The sequence below is a fragment of the Actinomadura darangshiensis genome, assembly GCF_004349235.1.
Lineage (GTDB): Bacteria > Actinomycetota > Actinomycetes > Streptosporangiales > Streptosporangiaceae > Spirillospora > Spirillospora darangshiensis.
On sequence record NZ_SMKY01000094.1, the window covers coordinates 21,697 to 29,548 of the forward strand.

Sequence of the window (7,852 nt, forward strand, 5' to 3'; positions counted from 1 at the left end):
TTAATTTCACAGAAATCCCCCATGTGTGCGCAGCTGAGGCCGGAGCACCCCCGCCGATCAGGAGGGCCCCATGACCAAGCCGACACGAAGATTCCTCCGGCGTACCGCGATCGCCGGCGCCCTCACCCTCACCCTGCCGACGCTCGTGGCGATCGCCGCCGAGCCGGCCGGTGCGTCCAGCACCACGGTGACGGTGCGCGCCGACGGCGGCTACACCATCGACACCAGCGGACCGCGCTACCACTTCGCCGGTTCGGTCGGCGTCCCCGTGGACGACATCAAGAAGGCCAAGGGCCGGGACGGCGTCGGCACCTACCACGAGACCGGCTTCGACTACTCGGTGGGCGGAGTGGCGCGGACCAGCGCCATCCGCAGCTACGACCGGCAGCGAGTGGTGCTCTTCAGCACCACCTACCGCAAGGCGGCGGCGAACGCCCACCCGTTCCCCGCGTTCTCGGCCCGGCCCGCGCTGCCGCACACCGAGACGTTCTCCGGCTGCTTCGCGAACCGGCAGTTCGACACCTCCGGCGACGCGGGCCTCAGCCCGTACCTCGCGTTCGGCGCCTCCGGCGGCGGCTACCTGCTCTCGCCCGCCTCGAACTTCACCACCGCGGTCACCAAGAAGGACGCGGACGGCGCGCTGACCAGCGGCATCTCCTCGAAGATCGGCAACCTGCCGGCCGGGTTCACCCAGCGCACCGTCCTCGCCTTCGGCAGCGGCGTCAACGACGTGTACGACACCTGGGGCCATGCGCTGACCGGCCTGTCGGGCAAGCACCGGCCGTCCCAGGACGCCACGAATACCCTCGCCAAGCTCGGCTACTGGACCGACAACGGCGCGACCTACTACTACAAGTACGACGAGGACCGCGGCTACGCGGGCACCCTGAAGGCCGTCCGGGACGAGTGGAAGTCCAAGGGCCTGCCGATGGGGAACCTGCAGCTCGACAGCTGGTTCTACCCGAAGGGCGCGAACGCCGCCTGGGACGACAAGGACGGCGGCGAGTACCGCTACGAGGCGGACAGGACGCTGTTCCCGGACGGGCTCAAGGCGTTCCAGCGCAGCGTCGGCGTGCCGCTGATCACCCATGCCCGGTGGATCGACCCGTCCAGCCCGTACCACCAGGAGTACAAGACGTCCGGGCAGGTGGTCACGGACCCGGCGTTCTGGAACGACCGGATGCGCTACCTCAAGGCCAACGGCGTCGACACCTTCGAGCAGGACTGGCTGTGCTCGCACGCGCAACCCGAATTCAACCTCAACGACCGCGCCGCCTTCCTCGGCAACATGGCGAAGGCCGCGGCGGCCAACGGCCTCGACGTCCAGTACTGCATGCCGCTGCCACAGGACTTCCTGCAGAGCACCCTGTACGACAACGTGACCAATACCCGGGTCTCGAACGACCGGTTCGAGCGGTCCAAGTGGGACGAGTTCCTCTACGCCTCACGCCTGGCCAGCGCGCTGGGGATGTGGCCGTGGGCGGACGTCGCCATGAGCACCGAAACCGAGAACCTGCTGCTGCAGAACCTGTCCGGCGGACTGGTCGGCGTGGGTGACCCGATCGGTGAGGAGAGCGCGGAAAACCTGAAGAAGGTCGCCGAAGCGGACGGCACGATCGTCAAGCCGGACACCCCGATCGTCCCCAACGACGCCACCTACGTGAACGACGCCGCCGACCCAGGCCGCGCGATGGTGGCCACGACCGGCAGCCGGCACGGCCCGCTGTCCGCCGGGTACGTCTTCTCCTATGCCCGCGACATCCCGATGCCGCCGCCGGACACCACCTACGAGGCCGAGGACGCCACCCTGTCCGGGCCGGTGGTCGCCACGGACCACAAGGGCTACACCGGCAGCGGGTTCGCCGACTTCCGGCACGACTCCGGCGACTACGTGCAGTGGGACGTCGACGTGCCGTCCGACGGCACCTACACGCTGCTGTTCCGGTACGCCAACGCCATCGGCGACCGTCCGCTCGCGGTCGCGGTCGACGGCGGCGCCGCCACCACGCAGCCGTTCGCCTCGACCGGCAACTGGGACGCGTGGTCGGCGCAGCCGGTCGTCCTCAACCTGTCCGCCGGCCGGCACACCGTGCGGGCCAGTGCGACGGGAGCCAACGGCCCGAACATCGACAACCTCGGCGTCAGCGCCGGCAAGGTCACCGTCCCGACGACGACGGACGCCCAGTTCCGTCCTGACGGCCTCGGAGTCACCGGGAAGGCGTACGTGTACGACTACTTCGCCGGCACGGGCACGCTGGTCGACGGCAACGCCCCCTACACCGCCCAGGTGACCCGCTCCGGGTCCTACTTCCAGGTGGTCCCGGTTGGTCGCTCGGGCATCGCGTTCCTCGGTGACGCGGGCAAGTTCGTGTCCCTGGGCAAGCAGCGGATACGGTCGCTGTCCGACAACGGCAGCGTGCACGCCACCGTCGCGTTCGCCAGCGGAGACGACCCGGTCACCCTGCACGGGTACTCCCCGACCCCGGTAACGGCCCACGCGGCCGGCGCCACGGTCGACCACGTCACCTACGACAACACCACGCACCTGTTCTCAGCACGCGTCAACCCCGGCCACGCCCACACCGCGGCCATAAACCTGACCCGCCGATAACACCCCGGCCGGTCTCTTCCTCCGTCCAACGACGCGGGGAAGAGACCGGCCGACTCTTGTACGGGCGCACACGCAGCTGAACGGGCGCACACGCAGCGCCTAGCGGGCGAGCTGCTGGAGCCAGTCGTGCAGGAGGGCGGTCTCGACGGGGCGGAGCGGGACGGTGGACGGATCCGCTCCGCTGAGGGCGGCATCGAGCGCGAGGGCGCGAGCGGCGAGGGCGGGCTCTGGAGCCGGGCTCGTGTCGGTGGTCAGGACGTCGATGAGTGCTTCCCGCATGCGTGGTGAGATCTCCGGGTCGCGGTCGCTCTCGGGGATGCCGATCAGGGAGAGCGTGACGCCGGTCACCGCCGCCAGGGTGAGGTGGGCGGCAAGGACGGGCGGTACCCGCAGGCGGCCCTCGGAGGCGGCGCGGCCGAGGAATGTCATGAGGAGTTCCTGAGCCTCCCGCGCGGCGGGCGGGCGGTGGCCTGGGCGGTCGGTGCCGTACATCAGCAGGTAGAAGGCAGGGTGCTTCAGGCCGAAGTCGACGTGCGCATCCCATCCGCGACGCGTGTCGTCGACCGGGTCGCCGCTCGACGAAAAGGTGTGCTTCTGCGCCAGGTAAAGGTCGAAGGCGTGGATGGCCAGCGCCGAGAGGAGTCCGTTCTTGTCGCCGAAGAGCTGGTAGAGGGAGGCGGCCCGGATGCCCGCCGCCGCTGCGACGGCGCGTGTTGAGAGCGCCTGGGCGCCCTCCCGTTCCAGGAGTTCGGCCGCCACTTCCAGGATCTGCCGGCGGTTGCGGGTCTTCGCATCGTCCACGGTTGCAATGCTACGCCATGAGGCGTATCACTGATACGAACCAGTGATACGCCAAGTAGCGTTCCAGTGATACACGGGAGAAGCCGATGCATCGTGTGGGATACGGAGCCATGCAGCTCGCGGGCCCGAAGGTCTGGGGATTCCCGGACGACCCGGAGGCGGCGCGGCGGGTGCTGCGCCTGGCCATGGAACTGGGCGTGACCTTCTTCGACACCGCGAACGCCTACGGGCCGCGAACGGTGAACCAGCTGATCGGGCAGGCCCTGGGACCGGTCCCCGAGGGCGTGATCGTGGGCAACAAGGTCGGCGCGGAGCGCGGCCCGGACAAGTCCTGGGTCATCGACGGCCGCCCCGTGACGGTCCGGCGGCAGGTCCACGAGGCACTGACCGACCTCGGAACGGACGCGAGCGAGCTGACCTACCTCCGGCTCGTCGGTGACACCCCCGGCGCACACCAGGACGTACCGCTGGAGGAGTCGCTCGGCGCACTCGTCGAACTGCGCGACCAGGGACTGGTCCGCCGCATCGGCCTGTCCGGCGCGTCCCCGCAGATGTTGGCGCGCGCCCAGCAGATGACCCCCATCGCGGCGGTGCAGAACCGCTTCAACCTGCTTGACCGCAGCGGCGTCCAGGTCCTCGCCGACTGCGAGGCCCAGGGCATCCTCTTCATCCCCTACTTCCCGCTGGCCGCCGGACGGCTGAGCGACCACCCGGAGCTGACCGGCCCGGCAGAGCGCCTGGGCGCCACACCGGCCCAGATCGCACTGGCCTGGCTGCTGCGCCGCTCACCCTCCGTGGTCGTCATCCCCGGCACGAGCAGCCCCGGCCACCTCCGGTCCAACATCGAAGCTTCCGAGGTCGCCGAAGAGCTGACCGACACCGAGGTCGCGCGCCTGACAGGACTCGTCGACGAGTCGAAAGCGGCCCTCGACCGGCCGATATCGCCTGCGGCGGCGTCCGTGCCGCACCCTTCGCCGGGCCGTTGAGACGAAAGATAACGTTCGTTATGATCACGTGACGGTGCACACTTCCACGGACCATCCGGCGCGTGAGGGAGCGGCCATCGTGGGCTTACCGGACGCTCGAAGGGTGATCGTCGTCGGCGCGGGCCTCGGCGGTACCGCCACCGCCGTCCGTCTCCTGCAGTTCGCCCGGGAACCGCTGCAGGTGGTGGTGATCGAGCGCCGTCCCGATCACCGGAGCGCCGGGGTGGCCTACCACCCGAACGGCAACCACTGGCATCACGTCTTCAACATCCAGGCGGGCCGCATGTCGATGTTCCGCGAGGACGTCGACGACTTCGTGTCCTGGGCCAACGACGAGGCCGACCGGTCCGGCTGGCCCGAGCAGTGGAGCGGCTTCACGTTCACCGAGTCCGGACCGGCGCCCCGCAGGATCTACGCCGACTACCTCGCCGCCCGCCTGGCTGAAGCCGCGCGAGAAGCCGCGGACGGCGTGACGCTGGTCGAGGCCGACGGCGAGGTGGTCGACCTGCAGACCGGCGGCGGCCGCGTGGAGGTCGTCGTCGAGAACCGCACCGTCCCGCCGTCCGACGCCGGACGGCGCCGGGTGACACTCCAGGCCGACCACGTCGTCCTCGCGACGGGGCTGGAGGAACGTGACCTTCCCTTCGCGGCGGACGTGGCGGACCACCCCTCGTTCGTGCGGCACCCCTACTCCGAGGCCGGGATCGAGCGGATCCTCGGCATCCGGCAGGACGCCGAGGTCGCCATCGTCGGCACGTTGCTGAGCGCGTACGACTCGGCGTCGGTCCTGCTGCGGCGCGGCCATACCGGGAGGATCCACATGATCTCGCGGTCCGGCATGACGCTCCGCACCTACCCGTCCGACCACCGGCACCACGTCCTCAGCCTGCCGGCTCCGCGACTGCACTCCGACGGCTACGAAGGGCGCGACGACCTCGTCCGGAAATGCCGGGACGAGTGGGAACGGGCGTGCGCCGCAGTCGCCGAGCAGCATCCCGGCATGGCACCCGCGGTGGTCACCGAACGGGTCGCGAAGTCCTGGGAGCCCCACCTTCCCGAGATCTTGGCGCGCGTCCCGTCGTCCGACCTCTGCGCGCTCCTCGACAGCTACGGCGGCCTGGTCGCCACACTCCGGGTGGGCGCCGTCGCCTACATCACCGAATTCGTCGACGCCGCGCTGAAGGACGGCGGGCAGCTCGTCCTCACCACCGGGAAGGTCGACGCGATCGCCGGAACCGGAACCGGCACTCTGTGGCTCACGGTCTCCGGACCGGGGCCCGCGCGGACGATCGAAGCGGATCTCGTCATCTCGAACTTCGGCCGGGAGACGGACTACGAGCGCGTTGGTTCGGCGCTCTGGACGAACCTGCTCCGGAAGAAGACGGCGGCGCGGCACCGGCGCACCGGGCGCGGTGTGGAGGTGGACGACGGCGGCTTCCTCCTCGGACCGTCCGGCGCCCGCTCCGGCCCGATCACCGTGATCGGCTGCCCCCGGGAAGGGGACGAGATCGTGCGGCACGGCCGGATGGGCGCGTTCACGTTCAACCTCGCCGCGATCAAGAACCATTCCGTCGGCGTCGCCGCGACCGTGCTCCGTGAACTGGAGTCCTGCTACGCCGGGCCGGCCGGTGATGTGGCGGTGTCCAACGACCAGGAGGTGCGGGAGGCGTTCGCCCGCTCCGTCCAGCTCGATGTGCACCGGATGGCCGCGCGGCGTCGTGCCGTCCGCGAAGCCATGGCGGCCCGGCTCGAAGAAAGCCTCGAAGCTTTGCGCGATGCCATGACCCGCGGCGGCGCGGCTCCCGCCCCGGACCATTCCTTGCGGTTCGCTGTGAACGGCGCCGCCACGACAAGGCTCAATGACTTGTCCGTGACGCCGCGGGACCTTCGTTCCCTGCTCGGGCTCGACTCTCCGCCGGTGCCCCGATAGCCGGACGGCCACCTCGGCATTCGAGAAGGTGCGCGGCCACCTCGCCGGCTGTCAGCCTCTGACCATGCTCGGTGAGAGGACGTCCATGAGCACGCGGGAAATAACCGGTGTTCTGCTGGTCGATTCGCACGAGCGGCGCCTTCAGGGGCCATGCAACCGCACCGGGAAACCGGTCGGCGGCGCCATCCTGGTGGCCGACAGGCTCGGCCCCGAACTGTACGAGGCCATCATCGCCTCGTCCGCGGTGATCTGCGCGAGAGGCGGCCGGACGGGCCACATGCAGTCCCTCTGCCGGTCGCGGGGAATCCCCGTCCTCCGGATCGACCCGTCCGAGCTGGACGCGGTCGCCGGCGAGGTCACCGTCCTCCTCGACCGCGAGTCGGTCGTTCTCGGCGAGGCCGCCCCCGGGCCGCGGCCGTCCGAGCCGCTGAACGCCGCCTTCGGCGACATCGAGTCGATCTGCGTGGTCATCGCCGACGCCGCGGACATCCGTTCCACCAACGCCCTCGCGCCGCGCGCCGAGCGCGCGAGCTCCTACTTCATCCGCGAGGAGTTCCTCTGCCTCGCCGCCGGCCTGAGCCCGATCGACGCACTCCGGGCGGGTGTCCGGGAGGCCGAGCGCTACGGCGCCGCCTTAGCTTCCGCGCTGTGCTCGATGGTGCGCGAACTCCTCCCCGGCCAGCGTCTGATCATGCGGCTGCTCGACCTCCGCTCGGACGACGCCGCGCAGATCACCACTGGCGCGCACGTGGAGAACGAACCGAACCCCGAACTCGGCCTCCACGGCGCCAGATGGCTGCTGACCGAGCGCCACTACCCGCGCGCCTTCCGGGCACTCCGCGCCCGCATTCGGGAGCGCCTGGGCGCGGACGCGGACCGTCTGAGCTTCGCCGTCCCGTTCATCAACGACCGCAACGAGTTCCTGCGGCTCCGGCAGCACCTCGGCCTGAAGGACGAAACGCCGCTGGGCGTCTTCGTCGAGACGCCTGCCGCCGTCCATTCGGCGGCCGGATTCTGCGCCGAGGGGGCCGGTGAACTGTTCGTCGGCACCAAGGACCTGATTCAGTTCTACTTGGCCGCCGACCGCGGCAACCACCTGGTCTCCGCCACGTACCAGACCCGGCATCCGGCCGTCCTGGCCGCACTTCGCCAGGTGGTCGAGTCGGGCCGCGACGCCGGCGTCCCAGTGCACGTGTTCGCGTTGGGCGCCGACCTGGACCACTACATGCGGAGCCTTCCGACACGCAACCTCATGATGTGCACCGCCGAATTCCACCGGCTCCTCGACACCCCGGCAGCCGTCTAACGCCCCAAGCAAAACGGGCCACCCCGGCAAGACACAAAGCCTCAACCAGAGCGGCCCAAAAGGGTGGAGCTGAGGGGATTTGAACCCCTGACCCCCTCGATGCGAACCACCGGCACACCCCACCTCGCCACCGCCCACCCCAGCTACACCGTGCGCTGACGTGTGCCCGTGTAAGCGTCTGTGAGCGGCTGTTGCGGTACTCCGCTGCTGTACAGCAG

5 protein-coding genes are annotated in these 7,852 nt (G+C 70.0%); 4 read left to right on the top strand and 1 reads right to left on the bottom strand.

Annotated elements, in window-relative coordinates; all coding sequences use genetic code 11:
* Positions 1 to 70: 70 nt before the first annotated feature.
* The gene (locus tag E1293_RS21095; RefSeq protein WP_132199163.1) at positions 71 to 2,611 is read left to right on the top strand and encodes a CBM35 domain-containing protein; all 2,541 of its coding nucleotides are present in this window, start codon (positions 71 to 73) and stop codon (positions 2,609 to 2,611) included.
* A gap of 99 nt (positions 2,612 to 2,710) precedes the next feature.
* Here the strand turns inward: E1293_RS21095 and E1293_RS21100 are convergent, their stop codons facing one another.
* On the bottom strand, positions 2,711 to 3,412 hold the full coding sequence (locus E1293_RS21100; protein ID WP_132199164.1) for a TetR/AcrR family transcriptional regulator: 702 nt from the start codon (positions 3,410 to 3,412) through the stop codon (positions 2,711 to 2,713).
* An 86-nt stretch (positions 3,413 to 3,498) separates the two neighbouring features.
* On the opposite strand from E1293_RS21100, the gene E1293_RS21105 reads away from it, so the two are divergent.
* The 3 genes from E1293_RS21105 (at position 3,499) to E1293_RS21115 (ending at position 7,634) form a co-directional block, all read left to right on the top strand.
* Positions 3,499 to 4,398 (top strand): aldo/keto reductase, encoded by a 900-nt coding sequence (locus tag E1293_RS21105; protein ID WP_132199165.1) that lies wholly within the window; start codon positions 3,499 to 3,501, stop codon positions 4,396 to 4,398.
* Between the two features lie 103 nt (positions 4,399 to 4,501).
* Positions 4,502 to 6,328 carry an FAD/NAD(P)-binding protein gene (locus E1293_RS21110; protein ID WP_243716361.1) on the top strand — a complete coding sequence of 609 codons (1,827 nt, stop codon included), beginning with the start codon at positions 4,502 to 4,504 and terminating at the stop codon, positions 6,326 to 6,328.
* A gap of 85 nt (positions 6,329 to 6,413) precedes the next feature.
* Positions 6,414 to 7,634: a putative PEP-binding protein gene (locus E1293_RS21115; protein WP_132199167.1), complete on the top strand. Its 1,221-nt coding sequence runs from the start codon at positions 6,414 to 6,416 to the stop codon at positions 7,632 to 7,634.
* Positions 7,635 to 7,852 lie beyond the last annotated feature (218 nt).